General features: G+C 35.8%; 29 protein-coding genes and 1 other RNA gene. 17 read left to right on the forward strand and 13 right to left on the reverse strand.

The window, feature by feature from the left end:
* Positions 1-42: 42 nt before the first annotated feature.
* Positions 43-534, reverse strand: a complete 492-nt coding sequence (locus A9G22_RS08465) for a YajQ family cyclic di-GMP-binding protein (RefSeq protein WP_065586546.1) — start codon at positions 532-534, stop codon at positions 43-45.
* A gap of 103 nt (positions 535-637) precedes the next feature.
* Positions 638-1462, reverse strand: coding sequence for a 2,3,4,5-tetrahydropyridine-2,6-dicarboxylate N-succinyltransferase (gene dapD, locus A9G22_RS08470; RefSeq protein WP_065586547.1), 825 nt, complete (start codon positions 1460-1462; stop codon positions 638-640).
* A 359-nt stretch (positions 1463-1821) separates the two neighbouring features.
* Here dapD and A9G22_RS08475 point away from each other — a divergent pair, with 359 nt between their 5' ends.
* The 4 genes from A9G22_RS08475 to A9G22_RS08490 are packed head-to-tail and all read left to right on the forward strand — an operon-like array spanning position 1822 to position 3601.
* On the forward strand, positions 1822-2298 hold the full coding sequence (locus A9G22_RS08475) for a prepilin-type N-terminal cleavage/methylation domain-containing protein (RefSeq protein ID WP_065586548.1): 477 nt from the start codon (positions 1822-1824) through the stop codon (positions 2296-2298).
* A gap of 38 nt (positions 2299-2336) precedes the next feature.
* Entirely contained in the window at positions 2337-2855 is a 519-nt protein-coding gene (locus tag A9G22_RS08480) for a hypothetical protein (RefSeq protein WP_065586549.1), read from the forward strand.
* On the forward strand, positions 2839-3279 hold the full coding sequence (locus A9G22_RS08485; protein ID WP_075508699.1) for a DUF2509 family protein: 441 nt from the start codon (positions 2839-2841) through the stop codon (positions 3277-3279). Before A9G22_RS08480 ends, A9G22_RS08485 begins: the two co-directional genes overlap by 17 nt.
* Positions 3272-3601: a type IV pilus modification PilV family protein gene (locus tag A9G22_RS08490; protein ID WP_065586551.1), complete on the forward strand. Its 330-nt coding sequence runs from the start codon at positions 3272-3274 to the stop codon at positions 3599-3601. Before A9G22_RS08485 ends, A9G22_RS08490 begins: the two co-directional genes overlap by 8 nt.
* Before the next feature lie 21 nt (positions 3602-3622).
* On the opposite strand, the gene A9G22_RS08495 is transcribed toward A9G22_RS08490, so the two are convergent.
* Positions 3623-4483 carry an alpha/beta fold hydrolase gene (locus tag A9G22_RS08495; protein WP_141670023.1) on the reverse strand — a complete coding sequence of 287 codons (861 nt, stop codon included), beginning with the start codon at positions 4481-4483 and terminating at the stop codon, positions 3623-3625.
* A gap of 26 nt (positions 4484-4509) precedes the next feature.
* Here A9G22_RS08495 and A9G22_RS08500 point away from each other — a divergent pair, with 26 nt between their 5' ends.
* The 13 genes from A9G22_RS08500 to A9G22_RS08560 all read left to right on the forward strand — a co-directional run bounded on the left by A9G22_RS08500 (position 4510) and on the right by A9G22_RS08560 (position 18346).
* Complete coding sequence (locus A9G22_RS08500; RefSeq protein ID WP_075508700.1) at positions 4510-6453, forward strand: exoribonuclease II; 1944 nt, start codon at positions 4510-4512, stop codon at positions 6451-6453.
* Between the two features lie 273 nt (positions 6454-6726).
* Positions 6727-6855, forward strand: a complete 129-nt coding sequence (locus A9G22_RS11660; protein ID WP_255306886.1) for a DUF2492 family protein — start codon at positions 6727-6729, stop codon at positions 6853-6855.
* A gap of 232 nt (positions 6856-7087) precedes the next feature.
* Positions 7088-7747, forward strand: coding sequence for a hypothetical protein (locus tag A9G22_RS08510; RefSeq protein WP_065586554.1), 660 nt, complete (start codon positions 7088-7090; stop codon positions 7745-7747).
* 18 nt (positions 7748-7765) lie between these two features.
* On the forward strand, positions 7766-9328 hold the full coding sequence (locus A9G22_RS08515; protein ID WP_081296959.1) for a glucan biosynthesis protein G: 1563 nt from the start codon (positions 7766-7768) through the stop codon (positions 9326-9328).
* A 24-nt stretch (positions 9329-9352) separates the two neighbouring features.
* Positions 9353-11713: a glucans biosynthesis glucosyltransferase MdoH gene (gene mdoH / locus A9G22_RS08520; RefSeq protein ID WP_065586555.1), complete on the forward strand. Its 2361-nt coding sequence runs from the start codon at positions 9353-9355 to the stop codon at positions 11711-11713.
* Positions 11714-11765: 52 nt separating this feature from the next.
* The gene (gene epmA, locus A9G22_RS08525; protein WP_065586556.1) at positions 11766-12752 is read left to right on the forward strand and encodes an elongation factor P--(R)-beta-lysine ligase; all 987 of its coding nucleotides are present in this window, start codon (positions 11766-11768) and stop codon (positions 12750-12752) included.
* Between the two features lie 2 nt (positions 12753-12754).
* Positions 12755-14116, forward strand: a complete 1362-nt coding sequence (gene rmuC / locus A9G22_RS08530) for a DNA recombination protein RmuC (protein WP_075508702.1) — start codon at positions 12755-12757, stop codon at positions 14114-14116.
* Between the two features lie 124 nt (positions 14117-14240).
* Positions 14241-14486 (forward strand): exodeoxyribonuclease VII small subunit, encoded by a 246-nt coding sequence (xseB, locus tag A9G22_RS08535; protein WP_065586558.1) that lies wholly within the window; start codon positions 14241-14243, stop codon positions 14484-14486.
* Positions 14470-15348, forward strand: a complete 879-nt coding sequence (ispA, locus tag A9G22_RS08540) for a (2E,6E)-farnesyl diphosphate synthase (protein WP_075508703.1) — start codon at positions 14470-14472, stop codon at positions 15346-15348. The genes xseB and ispA overlap by 17 nt, the downstream gene beginning before the upstream one ends.
* A gap of 27 nt (positions 15349-15375) precedes the next feature.
* Complete coding sequence (gene dxs / locus A9G22_RS08545) at positions 15376-17232, forward strand: 1-deoxy-D-xylulose-5-phosphate synthase (RefSeq protein ID WP_075508704.1); 1857 nt, start codon at positions 15376-15378, stop codon at positions 17230-17232.
* A 7-nt stretch (positions 17233-17239) separates the two neighbouring features.
* Positions 17240-17524, forward strand: a complete 285-nt coding sequence (gene zapA, locus A9G22_RS08550; protein ID WP_065586561.1) for a cell division protein ZapA — start codon at positions 17240-17242, stop codon at positions 17522-17524.
* 65 nt (positions 17525-17589) lie between these two features.
* Positions 17590-17771: non-coding RNA, 6S RNA (gene ssrS, locus A9G22_RS08555), on the forward strand.
* 29 nt (positions 17772-17800) lie between these two features.
* Positions 17801-18346 (forward strand): 5-formyltetrahydrofolate cyclo-ligase, encoded by a 546-nt coding sequence (locus A9G22_RS08560; RefSeq protein WP_075508705.1) that lies wholly within the window; start codon positions 17801-17803, stop codon positions 18344-18346.
* Positions 18347-18568: 222 nt separating this feature from the next.
* Here A9G22_RS08560 and A9G22_RS08565 read toward each other — a convergent pair whose 3' ends face one another.
* The 10 genes from A9G22_RS08565 to A9G22_RS08610 form a co-directional block, all read right to left on the reverse strand.
* Entirely contained in the window at positions 18569-19411 is an 843-nt protein-coding gene (locus A9G22_RS08565) for a DUF6708 domain-containing protein (protein WP_075508706.1), read from the reverse strand.
* 82 nt (positions 19412-19493) lie between these two features.
* Positions 19494-20321 carry a DUF6708 domain-containing protein gene (locus A9G22_RS08570; RefSeq protein WP_075508707.1) on the reverse strand — a complete coding sequence of 276 codons (828 nt, stop codon included), beginning with the start codon at positions 20319-20321 and terminating at the stop codon, positions 19494-19496.
* A 17-nt stretch (positions 20322-20338) separates the two neighbouring features.
* Positions 20339-20578 (reverse strand): hypothetical protein, encoded by a 240-nt coding sequence (locus A9G22_RS08575; protein ID WP_141670024.1) that lies wholly within the window; start codon positions 20576-20578, stop codon positions 20339-20341.
* Positions 20579-20596: 18 nt separating this feature from the next.
* Entirely contained in the window at positions 20597-21424 is an 828-nt protein-coding gene (locus tag A9G22_RS08580; RefSeq protein ID WP_075508708.1) for a DUF6708 domain-containing protein, read from the reverse strand.
* A gap of 18 nt (positions 21425-21442) precedes the next feature.
* Positions 21443-21682: a hypothetical protein gene (locus A9G22_RS08585; RefSeq protein ID WP_141670025.1), complete on the reverse strand. Its 240-nt coding sequence runs from the start codon at positions 21680-21682 to the stop codon at positions 21443-21445.
* Between the two features lie 18 nt (positions 21683-21700).
* Positions 21701-22528 (reverse strand): DUF6708 domain-containing protein, encoded by an 828-nt coding sequence (locus A9G22_RS08590; RefSeq protein ID WP_075508709.1) that lies wholly within the window; start codon positions 22526-22528, stop codon positions 21701-21703.
* Between the two features lie 16 nt (positions 22529-22544).
* Positions 22545-23732, reverse strand: coding sequence for a hypothetical protein (locus A9G22_RS08595; protein ID WP_075508710.1), 1188 nt, complete (start codon positions 23730-23732; stop codon positions 22545-22547).
* Positions 23733-23754: 22 nt separating this feature from the next.
* Positions 23755-24567, reverse strand: a complete 813-nt coding sequence (locus A9G22_RS08600; RefSeq protein ID WP_065587368.1) for a DUF6708 domain-containing protein — start codon at positions 24565-24567, stop codon at positions 23755-23757.
* Between the two features lie 16 nt (positions 24568-24583).
* Entirely contained in the window at positions 24584-24835 is a 252-nt protein-coding gene (locus A9G22_RS08605; RefSeq protein ID WP_065586504.1) for a hypothetical protein, read from the reverse strand.
* A gap of 69 nt (positions 24836-24904) precedes the next feature.
* Positions 24905-25720 (reverse strand): DUF6708 domain-containing protein, encoded by an 816-nt coding sequence (locus tag A9G22_RS08610; protein ID WP_065586508.1) that lies wholly within the window; start codon positions 25718-25720, stop codon positions 24905-24907.
* Between the last annotated feature and the right edge of the window lie 148 nt (positions 25721-25868).

Below are 25868 nucleotides of genomic sequence, written 5' to 3' on the forward strand. Positions count from 1 at the left end.
TAATATTGCCGACATTTAGTGGCAATATCCATTCAATAATAATTAGTCTCTAAAATTAGTAAATTGAAATGGTTGGCCGAATTCGCCATTTTTGACTAAAGCCATAGTGGCTTGTAAATCATCGCGAGATTTACCTGTAACTCGAACTTGTTCACCTTGCACTTGAGCTTGTACTTTAATTTTGCTGTCTTTGATCGCTTTTACAATTTTTTTAGCTAACTCTTTATCAATACCCTGCTTAAGTTTAACAGTAACACTATAGAGTTTACCGCTATGCTCCATTTCTTCGGGGATCTCAAGTGCACCACCGTCAATCCCACGTTTAGCAAGCTTATCACGTAAAATATCGAGTAATTGTTGCACTTGGAAGTCAGATTGGCTCGTTGCTTTGATCGTCTCATTTTTTTCATTTAATTCAAACGATGCTTCAACGTTTTTAAAATCCCAACGAGTAGTCAACTCTCGAGTTGCATTTTCAACACCATTTTTAACTTCAGGCATTTGGATTTCTGAAACGATATCAAAAGAAGGCATAGATTCTCCTCTTCTAATGGTTATAAACTAAAATTAACTAGTGATTAATAAATGAAATCATCGTCGCCTAACAATTTAGGCGACTTTAAAATATAAATGCGAATTAATCGATAGTACGAAGCAATTCGTTAATACCGACTTTACCTAACGTTTTGGCATCTACTTTTTTAACAATAACTGCACAATACAAACTATATTTACCCTCTTTAGTTGGTAAATTACCAGAAACGACAACTGAACCAGCAGGCACACGACCATAATGCACTTCGCCGGTTGCCCTATCGTAAATTTTAGTGCTTTGCCCAATAAATACCCCCATTGAAATGACGCTACCTTCTTCAACAATCACACCTTCAACAATTTCACTGCGAGCACCGATAAAACAGTTATCTTCAATGATGGTTGGATTAGCTTGTAATGGTTCTAAAACCCCGCCAATACCCACTCCCCCCGATAGATGGACATTTTTACCAATTTGTGCACAAGATCCAACAGTTACCCAGGTGTCAACCATAGTACCCTCATCAACATAAGCACCAATATTGACATAAGATGGCATTAATACGGTATTACGAGCAACATAGGCACCTTTACGCGCAATAGCTGACGGAACAACACGGAAACCTTCTTGTTGAAATCTTGCTTCATCATATTCAGCAAATTTTAATGGCACTTTGTCATAATAGTTAGTTGGCCCGCCATCGATCAGTTGGTTTTCGTTAATACGGAAAGAGAGCAAAACAGCTTTTTTTAACCATTGATGAGTCACCCAGTCCCCATTGAGTTTTTCAGCAACACGCATTTTACCGCTATCTAATAAGGCGATACATTGGTTAATCGCATCACGTGTAACCGTATCTACATTTGATGGTGTAATTTCAGCACGACGTTCAAATGCTGCTTCAATAATAGTTTGTAATTGTTGCATCTCTAGTTTCCTTTAACTTATAAATCCGTTAGCAAATAATAAATGGATAAACAGTATAATATAATCCGCTTTGCTTTTTAAGTGGTTTAATAAGATCATCTAAATCTATACATTTCCCATCGTTGTTTATTATTATGTGATTAGCGCTTGCGCAAAAAAATAAAAAAACCAAAACAAAAAATTCAATAAAATCAACAATCTACCTGAACGATTTTGGGTTGGCTTTTATCAAATTTTTTATTAAAAATAAAAAATCCAATTTATTTGGAGAGTAAATCACAAATTAAGATCACGAAATAACCCATTATTTTATTCAAAGCTACACTAGCTTTATCACAATATTCAAAAAAAACACTATTATGCAAGATTGGGGATTTTCATTACTGGAGTTATTAATAACCATTTGTATTAGTGCCATTTTAGTCTCAATTGGCATAGGGCATTGGAAAGAACAGCAACTCCGCAACGAATTGGTATCCACTACCAAACAATTGGCTTATTTTATATATGAAGTTCAAATAAAAGCATCCAGTAAAAACGAAAATTATATTATTCATCAATATACATCACCTTGGTGCATTACCATTACTCACGATGAAAAACCCAGTTCGTGCAGTGAAGGCATACTTTATTTTATGAAACCTGATAATTCCGTTGAAATTAGTGAATTATCAAACAACAAAAGTGCTTTTATCTTAGGACGTCGCAATATGGCACAAACAATGTCTTTTCAATTAAAAAATAAAATAGGTACCAGCAGAATTTTTGTTTCTTTACTTGGACGCATTCGATTCTGTGCAGAAAACAGCTATATAACCGGTTTACCACCGTGTTAAAAACATCTGGATATTCCTTATTTGAAATGCTGATTAGCATGATATTATCTAGCCTAATTTTTATAGGCATGACCTCTTTTTACATTCAATTACAAACAAGTATCATGCAATATTATCAAAAAACACGTTTGCAACAGGCTATCGAACTTGGATTAGCCGGCATGAAGAAGGACATAAAACGAGCAGGTTTTATTGCTAATAATCCAAACAAAATGACCGCTAAAGCGATTGAAATCGATAAACAGTCTAAATGTATTATTCTTCGATATGATAGTGAAATTCGCAACTCTTGGGTTTGGAACAGATTTAATTCCACCAAATCAGATGTTTTTACTTATCGCTATAAAGAAAACAACATAGCCTATAGAACAGGATCAATAGATTGTTTTGGCAGCAAATGGGAAAACTTATTCGATTCAAACGAAATCAAGGTCACCGACTTTACAATAAAACAGCTACCTGATGCCATTAGTTTATCAATCGCTGCTGAATTAAGAAAAAACAAGCAGATTAAATATCATATAACTGAAATTATTAAAAATGAAAACCGATTTTAAACAACATGATGTTTCGCATGGTTTTAGCACTATTTTAATGGTGATTACTTTAATGGTCATGGGATTGGTGCTATTAATTGGTTTTAATTTGCTTATTACTTCATGGCAAAAAGCGATATTAATGGAAAGCCAATACTATCAGCGATTTAATCAGGCAAGCTCATCGTTAACGTGGGCAATTAATCAAAATTGGCCAGCACCTAAGGCCCATTGGCATTGTATGACCGAGCCAACTTATCAACTAAAAGCCTGCATAAAACAGTCTTTATTAAAAGTCGATAAATATGTATTAGTCCGTGGCGAAGCCAAAGACGAAGACTTCTATTTATATACACTTGCACATTTTGACAATAATCAATTAATTGTTGAAAAAGGTCATTGGCTCGATTATTGCCCAGAAAAAAGGGCTATTTATTGTGAATAACAAAGATATAGCTGGCTTTAGTTTGATTGAAGTTATGATAGCAACACTCCTATTTTCAATTATTATGCTGGGATTGATTAACTACCAACAAGCGTTGTTCAATAAACACCATTACTTTGCAAACCATTTACGCGCTAATAAAATTGCCTTTCAACTACTTGATAGCTATCCTTATCCTCCCAATGAAATTATCCCTTCTGGTTGGCGCTATAAGATCACTAATAAAACATATAATGCCCAGTGTAAAATGGTTGTTATAACGGTTAATGCGCCTAACCAACAAGTTGCCGAGCAGCAGCGATTATTTTGTCATTCACTTTAATATTTACTGGTTAAATACCATTTAGCCCTCTAACCAGTTATGTAAAAGTTGCAAAACTTGCTGCGTTTTTTCAGCATGAACATTGTGCCCAGCCCCTTCAACCACTTCGATTTTGGCATTCGGGAATTGCGCAAAAATAGCATCATATGCCTCATTGGTAATATAAGACGAGTTGCCGCCACGAATAAATAATGTGGGTTTTAACCAAGGGGATATATTTTGCCAATCACAAATATGACCATACTGCGAATTAATCGCTTGAATGTTAAATAACCACTTTTCGTTTTTAAACGATTTTAATAAAAAAAGAATGGTTGGTGCATTAATACCAGCTTGTTCCATTAAATTGATGATCTGTTTTTTATCGGTAATTTGATTAGTCAGGCAATACATTAATACTCTTAAAATAGTGGCATTGCCTGAGCGGTGATATTTTATGGGCGCAATATCAATAACAACCATTTTTTGGATAGTATCTGAGAGCATCTGTGACAAGTGCATAGCAACCTTACCCCCCATTGAGTGACCAATTAATATGATATCTTTTAATTGTAAATCATAACAAAGTTCAGCCACATCTTCGGCCATCGCTTGGTAGTTTATCTTATCAGACCAAGGTGAATGCCCATGGTTACGCAAATCAACTTGCACCGTTTGATAATGCTTTGCAAAATTTTTTGCAAGCATATTTAAATTATCTAAGCTACCAAATACGCCATGCAAAAACACAATCGGCTGTCCGTCACCTTGTAATTTATAGTTTAATTTCATACTTTCCATTCGATCAATTATTCTAAATAGCATTATTATACGTCTATTTTCAACGCCATCACCGATTAATTCAATAAGCACAATTTGCATAACTATGATAGAATTTAACACTAACTTTTTAACTAGTGTTAAGCCATATGTTTCAAAATAACCCTCTACTTACACAATTAAAACAACAACTTCACAAACAAACACCTCGCGTTGAAGGTATTGTACGAACACATGAAAAAGGATTTGGTTTTTTAGATGTAGATAATAAAAAAAGTTATTTCATCCCAATTGCTAAAATGAAAACAGTCTGTAATGGTGATAAAGTATCGGGAACAGTAATAAGTCATAACGATAAAGAATCTTTTGAGCCCGAATCATTAATCGAAAGTGCGTTGCAAAAATTTATTGGCAAAATAGGTTTTCAAGATCGTGCAATGGTAATTTATCCTGAAAATATGCCCGCAAATTTCGCCATTCGTTGCAAAATAAATAAACAAGTTAGCGAAAAACTAAAAGAAGGTGATTGGGTTGTGGCAACACTTGTTTCACACCCTTTGCAAGAAGACAATAATCATTTTCTTGCTGAAGTTATTCGTTTTGTGGCTGAAAATAATTCCCCCTATCAACTGTGGCTAAAAACGTTAGCTCGTTACGATTTAGAAACGCACGCTCCACAAATCGAAACATTAACGATTAACGAGGCTGAACTTGATAACCGTCAAGACTTAACTGATGTTAACTTTTTTACTATCGATAGTGAAGATACTGAAGATATGGATGATGCCATTGCGGTTTCTAAAGATGAACTGGGGCATTATCAACTAATGGTTGCCATTGCTGACCCAACTGCTTATGTATTACAAGATAGTGAGCTTGATCATATTGCCAAAATTAGAAATTTCACAACCTATTTGCCTGATTTTAATATCCCTATGCTACCCAAAGAACTTGCTAATGAACTATGTTCATTAAAAGCAAATCAAAAACGCCCTGCAATGATATGTAAAATGAGTATTGACGAAGCGGGCAATATTATTACCGATAGTATCACCTTTATGTCTGCTTGGATTGAATCAAAAGCGAAACTATCTTATACCAATGTTTCTAATTTTTTAGAGCATGATGGCGAATTAGTAACGAATAACTCTACTATTAAACAACAACTTAACTGGTTAGCAGATTTAGCTAAAATCCGCATAACGTGGCGAAAAATCCATGCATTAGTCTTTAAAGATCAGGGTGATTATCGTTTTGAACTTAATGAAAATCATCAGGTTATATCAATCATTAAAGAAACTCGTCGGATTGCTAATCAAATTGTTGAAGAGGTCATGGTTCTTGCCAACCAAGCTTTAACATTACAATTACAACATAAAATTGGCTTTGGAATTTTTAATATTCATTCAGGTTTTGAGCATAAATATATCGAACAAGTGATAAATTTTTTAAATGACAACGGGATTACAGAGTTTGATAAAGATTCACTCTTATCTTTCGATGGTTATGTCAAGTTGCGACGTGTAATTGACAATAATCCATTTTTAACCACAAAGCTCCGCAAGTTCCAAAGTCCTGCAGATTTTTCAACTGAGCCACAACCGCATTTTGGTTTAGGATTTGACGCCTATGCAACATGGACTTCACCAATACGCAAATACGGTGATATGGTCAACCATCGACTAATCAAAGCGTATATCCGCTCACAAGAATTATCTCCACCAGATAAAGAACAATTAAAAAGCATGAATGAAAGACGCAAAATGTTACGATTTGCTGAACGTGATATGGCGGAGAACCTTTATGCTCAATACTTGTCAGATAAAATCGGTGAAAGTTACTCTGCTGAAATTATCGATATTAATCGTGGTGGCGCTCGAGTTCGTTTATACGATATAGGTGCTTATGCATTTGTGCCACTGTCAATGATCCATTCAGTCAAAGAAGAAATTACTCCATTGCCCGATAAAGGAGTCGTTAAAATTAAAGGTGAAGTTTGCTACAAACTGGCCGACACTATCCCTGTTGTTATCCATCAAGTTAAAAGAGAAAATCTATCAATTATTGCCAAATTAGCTAATAATAAAGAATAAAATAAGATTATTCTCACTTGAATTTATTGTTTCCTTCGCCTTAATTTGCTCCTCTGATTTCTATCAGAGGAGCAATAAATAAAAATTGATGATATTTTTAATATTTATCCCCTTTTTTTTATTCATAATATCTGCTATCTTTCACGACTCAAGATATGAATTTCAAAACTTAAATGAACAACAATCTCAGGAGGCTATAATGTCAATTCATGGGCATGAAGTATTGCAGATGATGGGAAGAACCAGCTACATAGAATCATCTTTACTAAAGCTATCCAAGATAAGTTTGGTGCAAATGCAAAGTTTCATACTTGCTCTCAGTCTGACATGAATGCCTATCAAATTATCGCTTTTTTAAAAGCAAAGTGTAAATTTAAACCTTCTAGCGTTTATGAACGCTGAATTTACAGTCAATAATAAAAAATGCAAACATTAGAAAAACACAACGATATATAGCACGCTTTTTATATGTTTATATTTAATCTACGAGTGTTTTTAAATCAATATGAGTATATAATTTTGCGCTACAACAATTGTTACCTGTGACAGTTGTTACTCATAACACGATTAAAAGTAGTGGCAAAGTTGTTCAATTTGAAAATACACTCAAGAATATGTTCATGGGATTTAATAAATGAAAATAAGTAACATCTTTATATGCGCCATTATCTCTATTCTTGTCGCAAGTTGTGCCCAAAATACATCAACAAAAAATAAAGACACAATTTCAGAAAGTGATCAGCTATTTTTATTAAAACAGCAAACTGAAACTAACAATTCTTATGTAGTAGATGCTAAAAAACAATTGCTTCAGTTTGTCAGCGATAAAGATTTCGATAACTATGTTACCAAACGTGGAATTTTAAATTGCAAAAGTGATAATAACCAATCATTTTGTGTGTTGAGCTTTTATCTGAACGAATATTATAAATTAAGGTATGATATGCAACTTAAGAAAGTAATTGAAGAAAAACAAGTTGAACATGATATTGAATTGAGCAAAATAAAAGCATCTAAAAACAATATTGAAAATTATTGCCAATACTCAGCTGACTTTGTTGCTGCAATTTATACAAAAGATACCACTAAAATAACCCAATATTTTCAACCAAAATTTAGAATGTCTGAGCAAGATATATCAAAATTACAAGCCAAGATTACTCAAGATGATTATTCTCACTTTTTGATCGATGAAAATCCCAGTATCCTTCAAGAAATGAAAACCGATTATGTTGAAAAATGCTTAAATGATCCAAAAAACAATATTATCAATTATTTTAATATTTTTAGATAATGCTAACAAGAGTCTTTTATGTGCAATTTATTACCAATTCGCCAGTTTAATAAAACATTAATTTGCAAGTTGCTTTGCGTTGCTTCAGCTACTTGTCTTAGTTTTTCTGCATGGGCTTTTTCGTTTGACGATGTGGTTGCCAAAGCAGAAAAATCATCCCTAAAGGCTTATGTTCAGCCATCTAAAAATATTCCCAATGAATTAGCTTCGTTACAATTTACTGATTATCAAAAAATTCTATTCAATCACCCAAAAGCCTATTGGGGTGATCGAAAAAGCCGTTTCAAACTTGAATTTTATCATGAAGGAATGTACTTTGACGTTCCAATAAAGATCAATGAAATTGTTGATAATCAAGTTAAGCCAATCCAATATGATCCGAGTTATTTTGATTTAAGCCAGATCAATCTTGATAAGCTAGACAATAAAGAGCTTGGATTTGCTGGATTTAAAGTCCATTATCCAATTAATATTCCAACAAAAACTGATGATGAAATATTTTCAGCACTCGGTGGTAGTTATTTTCGCGCAGTAGGTAAAAATCAACGCTATGGCCTTTCAGCCAGAGGGCTTGCCATTGATACGGGTGAAATGTCGGGTGAAGAGTTTCCGATCTTTAAAGAATTCTGGATTGAAAGACCGAAACCAAACCAAAAACACTTAGTTATCTATGCATTACTCGATTCACCAAGTGTAACTGGCGCCTATAAAATTACATTAGTTCCAAGCATTGATACCACCGTTACTGTCCAAGCAAAAGTGTTCTTTCGTAATTCTGTGAAAAAATTGGGTATCGCGCCACTAACCAGTATGTTCTTATTTGGACCTAATCAACCATCACCATTGCTAAATTATCGCCCTGCAATGCATGATTCTAATGGTTTATCAATTTTAGCCAATAATAACGAATGGATCTGGCGCCCATTAAATAATCCTAAACGTTTATCGTTTTCATCGTATAGTTTAGAAAACCCGAAAGCTTTCGGTTTAATTCAACGCGATAAAGGTTTTGATGATTATCAAGATCTCGATGATCACTATGAAAAAAGGCCAAGTGTTTGGACTGAAATTTTAGGTAATTGGCAAAAAGGACGAGTTGAGTTAGTTGAAATTCCAACAGCAGACGAAACTAACGACAATATCGTTACATTTTGGGTACCCGAAAAACAATATAAAGCTGGCGATGTACTTGATATCAAATATCGCTTACATTATTCATTACATGAACTACAGCGTTACCCTGATAATATAGCAAGAGCAGTTAGTACCCGATTATCACTAGGTGATATAAAACAAGCTAATTTAATTCGTAAGCTTGATGGATCTAATGCATATGTGATTGACTTCGCAGGTCCTGCATTATCAGAAAATGAACCTGTCAAAGTAATTTCGAGTATTAACAACGGTTCTATCGTAAGTTGTGACTTACAATACAATCCTGATATTAACGGATGGCGGGTGATTGTTCGATTCAAAGTTGAAGACAATAAAAAAGCAACTGATATTCGCATACAACTCGCTTCGCAAGCTACAAATGAAGTGATTTCTGAAACTTGGAGTGGGCAATACCCCGCACAATAATTATTATAATAATTAGATAACAATATGAAAAAAGATTACTTTGCAAATCTTTCTGACGCTGGAGTTTGGCGTCAGAAAACCAAAAACAATGCAACGCCACCTGACGATGTCGAATTTTTAAAATATCGTTTAAATCAAATTGGCGATACTCGTTCTTTTATTGATACCCGAAAACAACAGCCGAGTTATCCTGAAGTTGATCGCGTTTCAATCCAACCTCAAATTTGGAATCAACGTTATACTGCCAAATCGAGACATGGCATTAATATTCTAGTTATAATTCGTCGTGTTATTATGTTTGCACTCATTGCAGTACAAACATACTACGGAACCGCTTACCTATCGTCTTTATTACCTTATCAAAATTGGCAAAAAATCAATTTTATGGCGAATTGGGATATCAATCCTGAATTAGCTATTTACAGTATCATACCTTATATTGTTCAAGGTGCAATTATTACCTTATTCGCTATTTTGTTTTGTTGGATCTCAATTGGCTTTTGGACCAGCATTATGGGCCTAATATTAACAGTAATGGGTAAAGACCGTTATACCATTCCTATTCCCAACAATCCTGCATCACATATCGACTCTAAGCATCGTACTGCACTTGTTATGCCAATTTGTAATGAAGATGTCGCACGTGTATTTGCTGGTATACAAGCAACTTATCAGTCCTTAGTTGAAACGGGTCATGCTACTTGCTGTGATTTTTTTATCTTAAGCGATACTAACGATCCCGATCTATATGTTAACGAACTAAAAGCTTGGGCTGAATTTAATGCTGCAAAGCAAAACAATGGCTGCAATATTTTTTATCGTCACCGCAAACGCCGAGTAAAACGCAAAAGTGGTAACATTGATGATTTTTGTCGTCGTTGGGGACATCAATATGAATATATGATGATCCTTGATGCTGACAGTATTATGACTGGGGATTGTATTTTAAAAATGATTGCCATGATGGAAATAACCCCTAAAGCAGGCATTTTACAATCACCTCCAAAATCAGTTAGAATGACGACTCTCTATGGGCGTATTCAACAATTTGCTAACCAGACTTATAGTGATATATTTTGCTCTGGAACACATTTTTGGCAATTAAGCGAAGCACAATATTGGGGGCACAATGCCATGATTCGCCTAAAACCTTTTATTGAGCATTGCATATTATCACCAATTCCAAAATGTAAAGAACCAATTCATATCTTATCGCATGATCTCGTTGAAGCGACACTTATGCGTCGTGCAGGCTATGGCGTTTGGATTGCATATAATATGAATGGTAGTTATGAAGAGCTACCAGGTAATATGATTGAAGATCTAAAACGTGATAATCGCTGGTGTATGGGCAACTTAATTAATTTAAGATTAATCTTTAAAAGCGGCATTAAATTAACCCACCGTATAATGTTTGCCACTAGTGGCATGGCTTATATTTCGTCATTATTGTGGTTAGTGTTTTTAATATTCTCAACACTATTATTATTGGTATTTAATATTTCTGAGCCTCAATATTTCTTCCAACCTAACCAATTTTATCCAACTTGGCCAAGGTGGGATGAACAATTAGCTATACAACTTCTCTCAACTACGATGGTGTTACTGTTTGCACCCAAATTTTTCAGCTATGGCATTATTATAGCTAGAACAGGTGCAAAAGAGGTTGGTGGTATATTTAAATTAACTCTATCAATACTGATTGAAATGGTTTGGTCAATGATCCTTGCGCCAATACGCATGATCTTCCATAGTAAATTTGTACTCAAAGCATGGATGGGTAGCAAAATTCAATGGAAGTCGCCATCACGAAGCGACGATGCGTTAACATGGGGCGAATCATTTTATTTTTGTTGGCCATTATCGTTACTAGGGATTGTGTGGTTAGGCGTAATTATCTGGCTAAATCCCCAATTTACTTATTGGTATATAGCGATATTAATACCTTTAACTATTTCGCCTTTAGTCATTAGAGTATCGGGGCTTTCAAGCATTGGAATGAAAGCTAAAAAGGCAGGGCTATTTTTAACCCCAGAAGAAACTCACCCATCACGAGTAGTCACACTTACAGGTGAATATTTTGTTAAAACCGAAGCGGCATTTGTTGAACATGGTTTTATTATGGCGTTGGTTGATCCTATTTATAATGCGCTAGCTTGTGCCTTATCAACTTCAAGGCATCGAGTTAACAATAAAAACCAACAAAAACGCAATGAACTTATTGCACAGTATCAACACATAGATTTAGAAAAAATGAGTAAAGAACAACAGTTAGCAATTTTAGAGGATCCATTTATTCTTTCCGCATTACATCGTCATATTTGGCAGCAACAAGAAAAATACGACAATTTATTCTCATTATGGCAAAATGAACGCCAACAATAAGAAATAGGGCTTTTGCCCTACTTCTCTTCTTTTTAGTAATTAATCAAAATCCATGGATATGTTTATGACTTGGCAACCTTCTGCATCTATCAATAATTTACTTAAGCGCGCAAAAATTGTTTCTCAAATTCGTCAATTTTTTGCGGATCGCTGTATTTTAGAGGTCGAAACACCGACTTTAAGCCAATATGCAGTAACAGACGTACATTTAAGTTCTTTTCACACTAAATTCTTAAAACCAGGGGAGCACGAAGAACAACAAGGGCAACAAATGTCATTAATTACCAGCCCTGAATATCATATGAAGCGCTTACTAGCCGCTGGCAGTGGTCCTATTTATCAAATGTGTAAATGTTTTCGTAATCATGAAGAAGTCAGCCGTTATCATAACCCTGAATTCACCATGCTAGAATGGTATCGCATCCAATTCGATATGATGCAAATGATCAATGAAGTCGATGACCTATTACAAACTGTTTTAGATTGTGAACCTGCTGAACGAATTTCTTATCAAAAGGTATTTCAACGCCATCTTAATATTGACCCTTTAGAAGCCGATCACGCCACTTTAGTCAAGGCAGCAAACCAACTTGATATTGGGCTTAACACAGACAATTATGATAAAGATGGCTTACTACAATGCTTATTCACTTTTGGTATTGAACCGCATATTGGTCAAGATAAGCCTATTGCCGTATTTAACTTTCCTGCATCACAAGCCGCATTAGCTGCTATTAGTCCAGAAGATCATCGTGTAGCGAGCCGTTTTGAGTTTTATTACAAAGGCGTTGAGCTTGCTAATGGTTTTAAAGAACTGACTAATGCACAAGAACAAAGAATGCGTTTTGAACAAAATAATTTAGAACGCACTAAACAAAATCTACCTGCACAGAATATTGACATTGAGTTACTCGCCGCTATGGAAGCCGGACTTCCAGACTGTGCAGGGGTTGCTGTAGGATTAGACCGTTTAATTATGCTTGCTCTAGGTAGCAATAGCCTAGATGACGTGATGTCATTTACTTTTGAAAGGGCTTAATTATGTTCAATGCTTTAGGATTAACTGGATGGATTGCCATTATTATTGGTATTGCCGCTCTAATTTTATTGGTGTTAGCGATAAAATCTCAACTAACAATTAATAATTTACATCAACTATTTGATCTACAACTGATCCAAAAGAAGGAAGAAATCCAAATTTTAACAATTCAAGTAAAACAGTTAGAACATGAATTAGAACAGTATCGACAGCAGAATCTAGCGCAAAATATCAAAATTAGTGAACTCAAAACGCGTTTAGAAGAAACCTTAAGTGCAACACAAGAAAGGCAAACCATACTAGAACAAAGTGAACAACGGCTCACGACCCAATTTGAAAACCTAGCCAATCGTATTTTTGAACAAAGTGGCAAAAAAATTGAGCAACAAAATAAACAAAGTCTTGATTTTTTACTTTCACCACTCAAAGAACAATTAGAAGGTTTCAAAAAACAAGTGCAAGATAGTTTTGGGCAAGAGGCAAAAGAGCGTCACACATTGACGCACGAAATTCGTAACTTGCAACAGCTTAATGCACAAATGAGCAAAGAAGCAACCAACCTAACTAATGCACTAAAAGGTAATAACAAAACCCAAGGGAACTGGGGCGAATTTATTCTAAGCCAAATTCTAGATAATTCAGGATTACGTTCAGGTTATGAATATGAAACTCAGGTCAATTTAACTAACGAAAGTCATCAGCGTTTACAACCCGATGTCATTGTTCACTTACCGCAAGGGGGTGACGTCGTTATTGATTCTAAAGTAACTTTAGTTGCCTATGAGCGCCATTTTAATAGTGATGACGAAACTGTTAAAGCAAAAGCGATGGCCGAACATTTAGCGGCTGTCCGTAATCATTTAAAACAACTTAGCCAAAAGGATTATCATAAACTCATTGGCATTAATTCATTAGATTATATTTTGATGTTTATTCCTGTCGAGCCGGCATTTTTAAGTGCAATTGATAATGACCCCGCATTAATCAATGATGCCCTAAAAAATAATATTATGATTGTCAGCCCAACAACGTTATTAGTTGCGTTACGAACTATCCATAATTTATGGCGTTTTGAATATCAAAATCGTAATGCTGAGCTTATCGCCGATAGAGCAAGCAAATTATATGACAAAATGCGTGGCTTTATTGAAGATATGGAAAACCTTGGCAGTTGTTTAGACAAAGCTCAACAAACCTATCAAAATTCCATGAATAAATTATCTAAAGGTCGTGGCAATGTAATTGGACAAATTGAACGATTTCGCGAAATGGGTATCGAAGTTAAAAAACCAATTAACCCAGATATTACCTTATTAGCGATGGAAGAATCGAATAACGAAGTTGAACGTAAATCAACAAATTAGCTAATCGCTAAATCAAAGGATAACACATATTAACATCGCTTGTGGTGTTATAAATAAGCAAAAGCCTTGATTCACGATTGTTTGAAATAAGTGTATACTCATCAACCGTAAAGAGGAATTGAATATGGCAAAAAAACAAGATAAAGATGCAAGTTTCGAAGAGACTCTTAAACAACTCGAAACCATTGTAACTCAATTAGAAAATGGCGATTTACCATTAGATGAAGCACTAAATGAGTTCGAAAAAGGAATTAAATTAGCTAAAGCAGGGCAAAAACAGTTACAGCAGGCCGAGCAACGCATTCAGATTTTATTATCTGAAAATAGTGATGCCGAACTGTCAGAATTTTCAAATGATGATAATGAATAACTTAAAACCATTACAAGAACGAATTGACTCGTTTTTAACTGTCTGTATTTCACAAATTGAGCCATCTAAACTTCAACAAGCAATGCGTTACAGCTTGCTGGCGGGTGGCAAACGGATTCGACCTATTTTAGTCTATTTAACGGGTCAAATGTTCAATTGTCCTCTTTCTAAATTAGATGAAGCCGCTGCCGCCATTGAATCAATTCATACTTATTCATTGATTCATGATGACCTACCCGCCATGGATAATGATGATTTACGCCGAGGCAAACCAACCTGCCATATCCAATTTGGTGAAGCTCAAGCCATACTTGCCGGTGATGCTTTGCAAAGTTTAGCCTTTTCATTATTGGCAAGCAGTGAGTTAATTGATGCGGAGGCTAAAATCAAGATGATAGCAGAGCTTGCCCATGCTAGCGGTGTTAATGGTATGTGTCTTGGTCAATCGCTCGATTTACAGGCCACACAACAATCAATTAACCTTGAACATTTACAAAAAATCCATTGTTATAAAACAGGTGCGTTAATCAACACGGCGATCCGTTTAGGGGCTTTTGCTTGTGGTGAAATCGCTAAACCCTACTACCTAACGCTCGATAATTACGCCCAGGCTATTGGACTGGCGTTTCAAATTCAAGATGATATTTTAGATGTCATTGGTGAGCAATCAATTATGGGTAAACCGCAAGGTTCAGATCTGGCCCATGAAAAAAGCACATACCCAGCATTAGTTGGACTTGATAACGCAATAAAGCTCACAGAGCAACTTTACCAACAAGCTATCGATAGTCTAAAGCAAATACCTTATAATACCCAGCCATTACAGGATCTAGCTGGTTTTATTATTAATCGCAATAGTTAACAATTAACTAAAATATAGCATTACATAATGAATTTAGATAATTACCCATTGTTAAAACAAATAAACTCACCCAAGGATCTAAGACGTTTACCGCAATCACAGTTATCGGCTGTATGCTGCGAACTCAGACAATATTTACTCGCATGTGTTAGCCAATCGAGTGGTCATTTAGCATCGGGATTAGGTGTGGTTGAATTAACTACAGCACTGCATTATGTTTATCAAACGCCTTTTGATAAAATTATTTGGGATGTTGGTCATCAAGCTTATCCTCACAAAATTTTGACTGGTCGCCGAGACCAAATGCTCACTATACGCCAAAAAGGTGGACTTCATCCATTTCCTCATCGTAATGAGAGCGAATATGATGTACTAACCACAGGACATTCTTCGACCTCGATTAGTGCGGCGCTTGGAATTGCAATTAGCGAACAAAAAAAACAATCGGGTAAAAAAGTGGCTGCCATTATTGGCGATGGCGCTTTAACTGCAGGTATGGCATTTGAAGCGATGAACCACACAGGCCACATTAAACCCGATATGCTTGTGATTGTTAACGACAATGATATGTCGATTTCAGCAAATACCGGCGCACTAAACCAACATCTTACTCAAATCTTATCAAGTAGAGCCTATACGTCTTTTCGGGAAAGTAGCAAACGTGTATTAGCAAATCTTCCGCCATTAAAAGAGCTGGTTAAAAAGACTGAAGAACACTTAAAAGGATTAGTTACCCCTGCCATCTTATTTGAAGAGCTGGGTTTTAATTATATAGGACCTGTTGATGGGCATGATATTGATGGCTTGATCGCAACTTTACAAAAAGTTCGTCAATTGAAAGGCCCTCAGCTGCTTCATGTGATTACACAAAAAGGCAAAGGCTATGCACCTGCTGAAAAAGATCCGACTTTATGGCATGGTGTACCAAAATTCAATCCTAATGAGGGTATATTACCTACCGCCAAAAAAGTAACCCCAACATATTCGCAAATTTTTGGCGATTGGCTCTGTGAAATGGCGCAAAATGATAAACGCTTAATGGCAATAACCCCTGCAATGAGTGAAGGTTCGGGCATGACAAAATTTGCCAATCGTTATCCTGACCAATTTTTTGATGTTGCAATAGCCGAACAACATGCTGTTACCCTAGCCGCTGGGTTTGCAATTAGTGACTTAAAGCCGGTTGTCGCCATTTACTCAACTTTTTTGCAACGCGCTTACGATCAAGTTATTCATGATGTTGCCATTCAAAACCTACCCGTATTATTTGCCATCGATCGCGCTGGCATCGTTGGCGCCGACGGCGAAACTCACCAAGGAGCATTTGATTTAAGTTATCTACGTTGCATACCCAATATGGTCATTATGACACCAAGTGATGAAAACGAATGCCGACAAATGCTCTACACCGGCTATTTACATAATGGCCCTGCAGCAGTACGTTACCCTCGTGGCGAAGGTACTGGTACACAATTAACACCATTAACCCCAATTCCTTTAGGGCAATCTAAATTATGTCGACAAGGTGAGAATATCGCTTTACTCAATTTTGGTACTTTGCTTACCGAAGTATTACAAGCAGCAGAGCAAATCAATGCTACAGTTATCGATATGCGTTTTGTTAAACCATTAGATGAAAAAGTCCTTTTGCACATTAGCCAAACTCATAATATACTTGTCACCATTGAAGAAAATAGTATTAAAGGCGGGGCCGGTAGCGGCGTCTGTGAATATTTATTATCGAAAAAAATAAAATGTGATATTTTAAATATCGGACTCCCTGATAAGTTTATTTCTCAAGGATTTCAAAGTGAAATAAGACAAGAGATAGGGTTAGATCAAAAACACATTATCGATAAAATTAATAATTTTATGAATCAATAGGTTAAATATGGAAACTCAAGCTGTCACTATTCAGATTTTTGGACGAACATTAAAGTTCAATTGTCCTGTTGATGAAGTCGATGCACTTAATAGTGCCGCAAAAGATTTAGATGCGCGCTTAACAACTTTACGAGAAAAGTCACCGCAAGTTGGTAGCGATCAGCTTATTATGACTGCAGCGCTGAATATTTCTTATGAACTCACAAAAGAAAAAGAAAAAAGTAATGAATTTGGCGATCGGCTAAAAATGTTACAGCAATTACTCGATTCAGCCCTAAATACCAACAATTAACTATTTTAATTGTAAATTTAATACAAATGGTATTGTATGATTTGTTAAATTTTGTATTATTATATTCAACTCTGAGATGATCGCGATATGGGTTAGTCCCCTGAGCCGATATTCTTAACTTAAGAACGGAGTGACTTTTAATTGGTGTGTATGCCTTACTTGTAAGGAAACCTAAAAATTAAAACACGATGTTCACCTTGAACTCTGGGTTCAAGGGTTACGACCCTAACGACATCTTGGAGCCTTCTATTTACCTTTCAGCAACAATAGAAACTGATGAATATTAGGCAAAATATCCGTCAAAAAAGACGACAATTATCTTCCTGTGAACGCAATATTGCACAGCAAGCTATATATCAAAAAATTATTCATCATCAAGCGATTAATGCTGCGAAAAATATCGCCATATTTTTATCATTTGATGGCGAAGTCGAAACCCAACCCATAATTAACTATTTATGGCAAAAAAATAAATCTGTCTATTTACCTATTATTCACCCTTTTTCCTCCAAACATTTACTTTTCTTAAAATATACTAGTCAAACTCAGCTTATAAAAAATAAATTTGGTATATTAGAACCAGAATTAAACATATTAAATGTGCTTCCTTCCCACCAACTTGATATTATTTTTACTCCATTGGTTGCTTTTGATCAACGAGGTTATCGTATGGGAATGGGAGGGGGATTTTATGACCGGTTGCTAGCTAATTATCAAACCCAACAAATTTTACCGATTGGGCTTGCATTTGCTTGCCAAAAAGTCCGACATATTGATAACCAACCTTGGGATATTCAATTACCAGAGATCATCTATGCCTAAATTGTTTTATTTTTCATTGAAAATATAAATCCTCCTCTAAAATGAACTGAACCCAAAATAAAATATTCTCTCAAATCGTATCTAGTTTAAAAGGATCTAGAGTGTGCATTCCAATTAAAGCGCGTTGCTTTAAATATAGTATAACTCATTCAACTTTTTATAAAAAAAGAAAAATTATGCTGGTATGGAAACCTCAGATATCAAACGTTTTTTATTATGAATTTATTGTTTTACATGATGCCGTTGTTTAATTTCAGCGAGCTCTGCTTGCGATGTGGCATTAAACGCTTCGACCATCCATTCGGGCCAGCCTTGACCGTCAATTCTATGGGCTTTAAATTCCGTTTCTTGATCTGATTTATATTCACCATCATCGATATTGGCCACATCACAAAAAAACATAAAACTATTGATCCACCCCCAAACAAATGTACTACCAGCGCCCGCTCGAATAGGATCTAGCATGATATGATCAATCACTTGATGCGTACCGGGTTGGCACACCATTAGCACGGTCGAGGTTAAAGCATTACGTGACATATTATGGATAATAACACCATGCAAATCATCCCAATCATACTCTTTTATTCGGCGTTTTTTCGGTTGTAAAAATACTGCTGGATGGCGTAAAAACTTAAAGTTAAAAAAGTCACTTTCGTTAACATAGACTTTACCCGTTTTACGGTTAAATATAATGGGGCTACCACGACGGGAAAATAGATTATGATAGATTTCTGGAATAACAAAATACATAGCAATAAAGCATAAAATAACACCACTTAACGCCGCTAAAAACATGTTAGTTTCTAAAATTGGATTACATAAATAAGTCAATATAGATAATATAGATAATATAGATAATATAACCACTGCAGAGCATAAAAGAATAACAGCAATGATGTAAATACATAAATAAAAAACTTGATCAGAAGGAATCTTACGAATAAAGGCACAATAGTTATTATTGGCATAGCTTAAACGATCGTCATGCAGGGGCACTAAACGTGGACCTTTATCCAGATCGCCAAACCAACCAAAAATTTGTGGACGGTATTTTGATGGCATGATGACTCTCCTTTTTATTTATTCATCGTGAAATGGGTTACTGCTGCGATTTATGATGAGTGGGATTTCGTCATCATCTTAGCTATTCCGTTATACTGTGCCGTTGTTTAATTTCAGCTAACTCTTCTAATGATGTGGCATTAAACGCTTCAACCATCCATTCGGGCCAGTCTTGACCGGCAATCCTATGGGCTTTAAATTCCGCTTCTTGATCTGATTTATATTCACCATCATCGATATTGGCCACATCACAAAAAAACATAAAACTATTGATCCAACCCCAAACAAATGTACTCCCTGCGCCAGCTCGAATAGGATCTAACATAATATGATCAATCACTTGATGCGTTCCCGGTTGGCACACCATTAATACGGTTGAAGTTAGGGCATTACGTGACATATTATGAATAACAACACCATGCAAATCATCCCAATCATACTCTTTTATACGGCGTTTTTTCGGTTGTAAAAATACCGCCGGATGCCGTAATACTTTAAAGTTAAAAAAATAACTTTCGTTAACATAGACTTTACCCGTTTTACGGTTAAATATAATGGGACTGCCACGGCGCGAGAACAAATTTAGATAGAGTTCAGGAATTAGAACATACATGCCTAAACAACTTGCAATAAATCCAACTATAATTATCATTAAAGTAAACGGCTTAATTGTAGGATTATCATATTCCGTTATTAACCAAAGAAAACTAAAAGTAGAGCCAGTTCCAAAGATAAAACCGATAATATACAAACAAGCATAAAAAATCTGATCATTATAATCCTGACGAATAAAGGCACAGTAGTTATTATTGGCATAGCTTAAGCGACGATCATGCAGGGGTACTAAACGTGGACCTTTATCTAGATCACCAAACCAACCAAAGATTTGTGGACGGTATTTTGATGGCATTTTATTCTCCTTTCTATTTATTCATCATGAAATTGGTTACTGCTGCGATTTATGATGAGTGGGATTTCGTCATCATCTTGTGCATTAGAGCTGATATTGATTTGATAGCTATTTACTAGATCATAAGCAAAGGTGCCCGCTATCCAAGTTATCACCGTTAGGTGGCTATCTGACTGATGAGGATCGTTTTTTTTTACTTCGATTTTTTCAATATCGTTAAAATGGGCTTGCCATAATACTTTACCCATTCTTGCCAAACTGTAACGGCTTTTGGGCTATTCCGTTATATGGTGCCGTTGTTTAATTTCAGCTAACTCTGCTAATGATGTGGCATTAAACGCTTCAACCATCCATTCGGGCCAGCCTTGACCGGCAATCCTATGGGCTTTAAATGCCGCTTCTTGATCTGATTTATATTCGCCGTCATCGATATTGGCAACATCACAAAAAAACATAAAACTATTGATCCAACCCCAAACAAATGTACTCCCTGCGCCAGCTCGAATAGGATCTAACATAATATGATCAATCACTTGATGGGTGCCAGGTTGGCACACCATTAGCACGGTCGAGGTTAGGGCATTACGCGACATGTTATGAATAACAACACCATGCAAATCATCCCAATCATACTCTTTTATTCGGCGTTTTTTCGGTTGTAAAAATACCGCAGGGTGCCGTAAAAACTTAAAGTTAAAAAAGTCACTTTCGTTAACATAGACTTTACCCGTTTTACGGTTAAATATAATGGGACTGCCACAACGGGAGAAAGCATTTTGATAAAATTCAGGAATGGATAGATATAAAGCGGCACAACAGGTAATAACGCCACCAACTCCTATAAAACAAAGCATGCTACCGCTATCAGGGTGATCATAATCCATAATAAATGTACAAGATCCGACTATTAATATACTTCCCAAAATAATAGCAACAAAATAGAGACAGGTATAAAAAATCAGATCTGAGGGAATTTGACGAATAAAGGCACAATAGTTATTATTGGCATAGCTTAAACGATCGTCATGCAGGGGCACTAAACGTGGACCTTTATCCAGATCGCCAAACCAACCAAAAATTTGTGGACGGTATTTTGATGGCATGATGACTCTCCTTTTTATTTATTCATCGTGAAATGGGTTACTGCTTCGGTTAATGATGAGTGGAATTTCGCCATCATCTTGTGCATTAGGGCAGATATTGATTTGATAGCTATTTATTAGATCATAAGCAAAGGTGCCCGCTACCCAAGTTATCACCGTTAGGTCACTATCTGGCTGATTAGATGTGGATTTTTTCACTTCGACTTTTTCAATATCGTTAAAATTGGTTTGCCATACCGCTTTGCCCATTTTTGCCAAACTGCAATGACTTTTGGGCTATTGCGTTATATTGTGCCGTTGTTTGATTTCCACGAGCGCTTCTAATGATGTGGCATTAAATGCTTCTACCATCCATTCGGGCCAGTCTTGACCGTCAATCCTATGGGCTTTAAATTCCGCTTCTTGATCTGATTTATATTCGCCATCATCGATATTGGCAGATTTATAATACACCATAAAACTATTGATCCACCCCCAAACAAATGTACTACCAGCGCCCGCTCGAATAGGATCTAGCATGATATGATCAATCACTTGATGCGTACCGGGTTGGCATACCATTAGCACGGTCGAGGTTAAAGCATTACGTGACATATTATGAATAATAACACCGTGCAAATCGTCCCAATCATATTCTTTTATTCGGCGTTTTTTCGGTTGTAAAAATACTGCAGGATGCCGTAAAAACTTAAAGTTAAAAAAGTCACTTTCGTTAACATAGACTTTACCTGTTTTACGGTTAAATATAATAGGACTACCACGACGGGAAAATAGATTCTGATAGAATTCAGGGATAGCATAATACATAGTGAGGCAACAGGTAATAAAACCAATTGCACCTATTATTGTTAGTTTGTCACCAATTTCAGAATCATTGAACCAAAAAATCATTATAAAAAAACCAACAGTTAATATGCTTCCCAAAATAATAATAACAAAATAGAGACAGGTATAAAAAATCAGATCTGAGGGAATTTGACGAATAAAGGCACAATAGGTATTATTGGCATAACTTAAGCGATCGTCATGCAGGGGCACTAAACGTGGACCTTTATCTAGATCGCCAAACCAACCAAAGATTTGTGGGCGGTATTTTGATGGCATTTTATTCTCCTTTTATTTATTCTTCATGAAATTGGTTACTGATTCGGTTAATGATGAGTGGAATTTCGCCATCATCTTGTGCATTAGGGCTGATATTGATTTGATAGTTATTTATTAGATCATAAGCAAAGGTGCCCGCGACCCAAGTTATGGCCGTTAGGTGACTTTCTGGCTGGTTAGGAGCGGGCTCTTTTACTTCGATTTTTTCAATATCGGTAAAATTAGATTGCCATACCGCTTTGCCCTGAGTGAGGGTTTTAAAGGTTTTTGCTTCATAATGGTCGATAAAGTAGTTTTTATCGGTGGTGACATATTCGGTGATTTTTAGGGTCTCTTTGGCTTTATCTTCGTTTAGGTGGATTGGGGAATGCGCCTCTCCTGAGTCGTGATTTACCCCTGTTGAACGGATATTAAAGCGAGATTCAATCATATCCTCATAACTTTGCCCATTTTTACCAAATAATTTAACTGAAGCCTGTAACGGCTTTTGGGCAATAGTAGCGCAGTTTGGGTATGTTAAATAAAAATAGAGGTGGCGGTGATGTAGCCTCATCCCACTAAATGAACTTGGTTTTTTAAAGATGATAAAAGTTTCAATGCCTGATACCGCAACCAAATAGTCATTCACCGAATGACCAAAACCGACAAATGTCTTTTGCTCTTCGTGATAAGCATCGTACCCTAAATAGGCAAACTCTTCTTGCACCCCAAAATAACAGCGGTTTAACCAGTGATCGATAGGGGTAAAATTATCGTATTCTTTACTCAAAGCAATTAGGTATAACCCCACTAATGAGAATATAACGCCAAAGCCTATTACAAAACCTGAACTGGCTAATAAAAATATAGCGCTAGCTCCTAATAATACAGCTCCACCAACTCTAGCCATGAAATATTTTTTATCTTCCATATTCCACATCCCCAAGGCACTTTTTAATTCACCTAAGGCTTCAAAAATAGTTATGGTAGCAAAAGCTTTGGCTACGGTTTTAGAAATCAAGGTATTTAATGTCAGTTTCGCTTCGATTTCAGGTACTAATGTCGTTGCAACACGCGATCGCATGGCTTTGACTAATTGCATTTTTAATTTGATGTCACGGTATAGGGCAACGCTATCAACACTTAATAATGCTAACGAGCCTAAGTCGATCGCCAGTTGGCGCATTTTTTTATCTTGACTTTCGCCTTCTTTAACGGTGTCCATTATTTTGATTATATTTATATTATTAGCTTATATTGTGCCGTTGTTTAATTTCAGCTAACTCTTCTAATGATGTGGCATTAAACGCTTCAACCATCCATTCGGGCCAGCCTTGTCCTTTAATAATTTTTTCTTTAAATTGGGTTTCTTGTTCCCATTTGTATTTGCCATCGTTTAGACCCGCTAATTTGTTAGCGCACATAAAGTTATTGACCCACCCCCAAACCAGATAACTACCTATGCCAGCACGTAATGGGTCTAATAATATATGGTCAATTGTTTTATGGGTATGGGGTTTGCACGCCATTAATATGGTGGTGTTGAGTGAATATCGTGAAAAATTATGCACCACCACCCCTTGTAAATGGGCCCAGTCATATTCTTTTATGCGTTTTTTATTAGGGTGCAAAAAGGTTAGCGGATTACGTAACACTTTAAAATTAAAAAAATAACTTTCATTGATATACACTTTACCCGTTTTGCGGTTAAAAATAATGGGGCAACCTCGGCGTGTAAAAAGATTCTGGTAAAATTCTGGTAACATTAAATATAATGTAATAATAAATAAAATTATGATCACCAATGGAAGAATAAGCATAGAAGCCAATTTTATCCATGTAAGCAAATATATTAATATAGGAATAATAAATATTAATCCAATTGAAATTACGCCTGAAAGACATACATAAAAAATCTGATCAGATTTTGTTTTACGAATAAAAGCACAGTAGTTATCATTGGCATATAGAAGACGCTGATCCGCACCCGTTAAATAGTTACCGCCTTTTACTAAATCGCTTATCCAACCAAAAATTTGGGGTTGATATTGTGATGGCATTGTTCTGCTCCTTAATTTAAATTTTATTGTTTTGAGTCACGATTAATGGCACGTCTTCACGGTTATTGTATTGAATAATAATTTGATATTTTACAATATTAAACGCGCTTATGGTGCCGGCGATCCATTTATTGATAATAAGCCCATTTTGAACTGGCTTGTCGCTATTGGTTATTGTTTTATCAGTAAGATGATTAGCCGATGTGGTTAATGTAAATTCGTCTGGCTCGTCAATAGTGTTATAATCAGGCTCAGGCAGCCCTGTCATGACATTACGGTTGCGATCATACTTATCAAAATAGGCTTTTTGTCCGTCCCCGCCCTGAGCTATTAAAACTTATTGTTTGACATGATGCCGTTGTTTAATTTCGGCGAGCTCTGCTTGCGATGTGGCATTAAACGCTTCGACCATCCATTCTGGCCAGCCTTGTCCTTTAATAATGTTGTCTTTAAATTGGGTTTCTTGTTCCCATTTGTATTTGCCATCGTTTAAGCCAGCTAATTTGTTCGCGCACATAAAGTTATTGACCCAACCCCAAACCAGATAACTGCCTATGCCAGCACGTAATGGGTCTAGCAATATATGGTCGATTGTTTTATGGGTATGGGGTTTGCACACCATTAATATGGTGGTGTTGAGTGAAGAGCGTGAAAAGTTATGCACCACCACCCCTTGTAAATGGGCCCAGTCATATTCTTTTATGCGTTTTTTATTAGGGTGCAAAAAGGTTAGCGGATTACGTAACACTTTAAAATTAAAAAAATAGCTTTCATTGATATACACTTTACCCGTTTTACGGTTAAAAATAATGGGACTACCTCGACGTGTAAAAAGATTTTGATAAAATTCAGGAATCATTAAATATTCGAGAATAATGTAACAAAATAAACCAGAAGTTAAAAGATAGAAAAGTGTATCACTATTGCACGTTATAATAGAATATATCAAAGATGGAATTAAAAAGATCCCCGAAATTGAGAGAAAAAAACTCATACATAAATAAAGAATCTGATCAGATTTTGTTTTACGAATAAAAGCACAGTAGTTATCATTGGCATATAGAAGACGCTGATCCGCACCCGTTAAATAGTTACCGCCTTTTACTAAATCGCTTATCCAACCAAAAATTTGGGGTTGATATTGTGATGGCATTGTTCTGCTCCTTAATTTAAATTTTATTGTTTTGAGTCACGATTAATGGCACGTCTTCACGGTTATTGTATTGAATAATAATTTGATATTTTACAATATTAAACGCGCTTATGGTGCCGGCGATCCATTTATTGATAATAAGCCCATT

The sequence above is a fragment of the Gilliamella sp. App2-1 genome, from assembly GCF_001690255.1.
Taxonomy (GTDB): Bacteria; Pseudomonadota; Gammaproteobacteria; order Enterobacterales; family Orbaceae; genus Gilliamella; species Gilliamella apicola_G.

Coding starts and splice junctions, on each gene's coding strand:
- A9G22_RS08465 (WP_065586546.1), bottom strand. CDS start 534: ATGCCTTCTTTTGATATCGTTTCAGAAATCCAAATGCCTGAAGTTAAA.
- dapD (WP_065586547.1), bottom strand. CDS start 1,462: ATGCAACAATTACAAACTATTATTGAAGCAGCATTTGAACGTCGTGCT.
- A9G22_RS08475 (WP_065586548.1), top strand. CDS start 1,822: ATGCAAGATTGGGGATTTTCATTACTGGAGTTATTAATAACCATTTGT.
- A9G22_RS08480 (WP_065586549.1), top strand. CDS start 2,337: ATGATATTATCTAGCCTAATTTTTATAGGCATGACCTCTTTTTACATT.
- A9G22_RS08485 (WP_075508699.1), top strand. CDS start 2,839: ATGAAAACCGATTTTAAACAACATGATGTTTCGCATGGTTTTAGCACT.
- A9G22_RS08500 (WP_075508700.1), top strand. CDS start 4,510: ATGTTTCAAAATAACCCTCTACTTACACAATTAAAACAACAACTTCAC.
- A9G22_RS08510 (WP_065586554.1), top strand. CDS start 7,088: ATGAAAATAAGTAACATCTTTATATGCGCCATTATCTCTATTCTTGTC.
- A9G22_RS08515 (WP_081296959.1), top strand. CDS start 7,766: ATGTGCAATTTATTACCAATTCGCCAGTTTAATAAAACATTAATTTGC.
- mdoH (WP_065586555.1), top strand. CDS start 9,353: ATGAAAAAAGATTACTTTGCAAATCTTTCTGACGCTGGAGTTTGGCGT.
- epmA (WP_065586556.1), top strand. CDS start 11,766: ATGGATATGTTTATGACTTGGCAACCTTCTGCATCTATCAATAATTTA.
- rmuC (WP_075508702.1), top strand. CDS start 12,755: ATGTTCAATGCTTTAGGATTAACTGGATGGATTGCCATTATTATTGGT.
- xseB (WP_065586558.1), top strand. CDS start 14,241: ATGGCAAAAAAACAAGATAAAGATGCAAGTTTCGAAGAGACTCTTAAA.
- ispA (WP_075508703.1), top strand. CDS start 14,470: ATGATGATAATGAATAACTTAAAACCATTACAAGAACGAATTGACTCG.
- dxs (WP_075508704.1), top strand. CDS start 15,376: ATGAATTTAGATAATTACCCATTGTTAAAACAAATAAACTCACCCAAG.
- zapA (WP_065586561.1), top strand. CDS start 17,240: ATGGAAACTCAAGCTGTCACTATTCAGATTTTTGGACGAACATTAAAG.
- A9G22_RS08560 (WP_075508705.1), top strand. CDS start 17,801: ATGAATATTAGGCAAAATATCCGTCAAAAAAGACGACAATTATCTTCC.
- A9G22_RS08565 (WP_075508706.1), bottom strand. CDS start 19,411: ATGCCATCAAAATACCGTCCACAAATTTTTGGTTGGTTTGGCGATCTG.
- A9G22_RS08570 (WP_075508707.1), bottom strand. CDS start 20,321: ATGCCATCAAAATACCGTCCACAAATCTTTGGTTGGTTTGGTGATCTA.
- A9G22_RS08580 (WP_075508708.1), bottom strand. CDS start 21,424: ATGCCATCAAAATACCGTCCACAAATTTTTGGTTGGTTTGGCGATCTG.
- A9G22_RS08590 (WP_075508709.1), bottom strand. CDS start 22,528: ATGCCATCAAAATACCGCCCACAAATCTTTGGTTGGTTTGGCGATCTA.
- A9G22_RS08595 (WP_075508710.1), bottom strand. CDS start 23,732: ATGGACACCGTTAAAGAAGGCGAAAGTCAAGATAAAAAAATGCGCCAA.
- A9G22_RS08600 (WP_065587368.1), bottom strand. CDS start 24,567: ATGCCATCACAATATCAACCCCAAATTTTTGGTTGGATAAGCGATTTA.
- A9G22_RS08605 (WP_065586504.1), bottom strand. CDS start 24,835: ATGACAGGGCTGCCTGAGCCTGATTATAACACTATTGACGAGCCAGAC.
- A9G22_RS08610 (WP_065586508.1), bottom strand. CDS start 25,720: ATGCCATCACAATATCAACCCCAAATTTTTGGTTGGATAAGCGATTTA.